We start from the raw sequence: 869 nt of genomic DNA, 5'->3' as shown, positions 1-869 counted from the left end.
GACCCGCGAGGGGCTGGCGGCGGTGCTGGAGGCGCCGGAGGGCTTCGAGCCGGGCGCCCTGCCGCGGCTGCGCCTGGCCGGCCCCGGCCAGCCCGGAAGCCTGGCGCGGCAGCCGCTGCTGCTGCTGATCGACGGCGAGGGCGGCGCCCGGCGCCCGCCCGGAACCGGCGAATGAAGGACGCCCTGCCATGACCCCGTCCCCCCTCCCGATCCCCGCGCGCCGCCGGCGGGTCGTTCCCGCGCGCCTCCGGCGGGCCGCCCGGCCCGGCTTCACCCTGGTCGAGCTGCTGGTGGTGCTGGTCATCCTGGGCCTGCTGGCCTCGATCGCCGCCCCGCAGGCGATGCGCTACCTGGGCGGCGCCCGGCACGACGCGGCGCGGTTGCAGCTCCAGGGCCTGTCCACGGCGGTGGACCTGTTCCGCCTCGACACCGGCCGCTACCCCAGCCGGGAGGAGGGGCTGGCAGCGCTGGTGCAGGCGCCCTCCGGCTCGGAGCGATGGAACGGACCCTATGTCCGCAAGGCGGAGCACCTGATGGACCCCTGGGGCCGCCCCTACCGCTATCGCGCCCCTGGCGAGCACGGGGCCTACGATCTCTTCACCCTGGGCGCCGACGACCGCGCCGGCGGCCAGGGCGAGGATCGCGACGTGACGAGCTGGTAGGGCGCGCCATGCCCCGCCCCGCCCCCGCCGCGCCCGGCTTCACCCTGGTGGAGACGATGGTGGTGCTGCTGATCCTGGGCCTGGCGGCCAGCGCCGTGCCGCGCCTGTGGGGCGCCGGGCAGGGCGCGCTGCTGCGCGACACCGCCCGGCAGGCGGCGGCGCTGCTGCGCGAGGCACGCGCCGAGGCGCGGCGGAGCGGGCGCGAGA

Annotated in this window: 2 protein-coding genes; both read left to right on the top strand. The window is 78.4% G+C overall.

Translation table 11 applies throughout. The features are described 5' to 3' along the window. Positions 1 to 188: 188 nt before the first annotated feature. Positions 189 to 662, top strand: a complete 474-nt coding sequence (gspG, locus tag ACVMLK_RS21155; RefSeq protein ID WP_198366629.1) for a type II secretion system major pseudopilin GspG — start codon at positions 189 to 191, stop codon at positions 660 to 662. A gap of 8 nt (positions 663 to 670) precedes the next feature. Further along, a partial coding sequence (locus ACVMLK_RS21150) for a type II secretion system protein (RefSeq protein WP_457487558.1) occupies positions 671 to 869 on the top strand: 199 nt, incomplete at its 3' end.

Source organism: Teichococcus aerofrigidensis, from assembly GCF_054073225.1.
This window is presented reverse-complemented; position numbering and strand designations above follow the sequence as displayed.

Bases quoted from the DNA above. Each gene is read 5' to 3' on its own strand.
- gspG (WP_198366629.1), top strand. From the start codon at position 189: ATGACCCCGTCCCCCCTCCCGATCCCCGCGCGCCGCCGGCGGGTCGTT.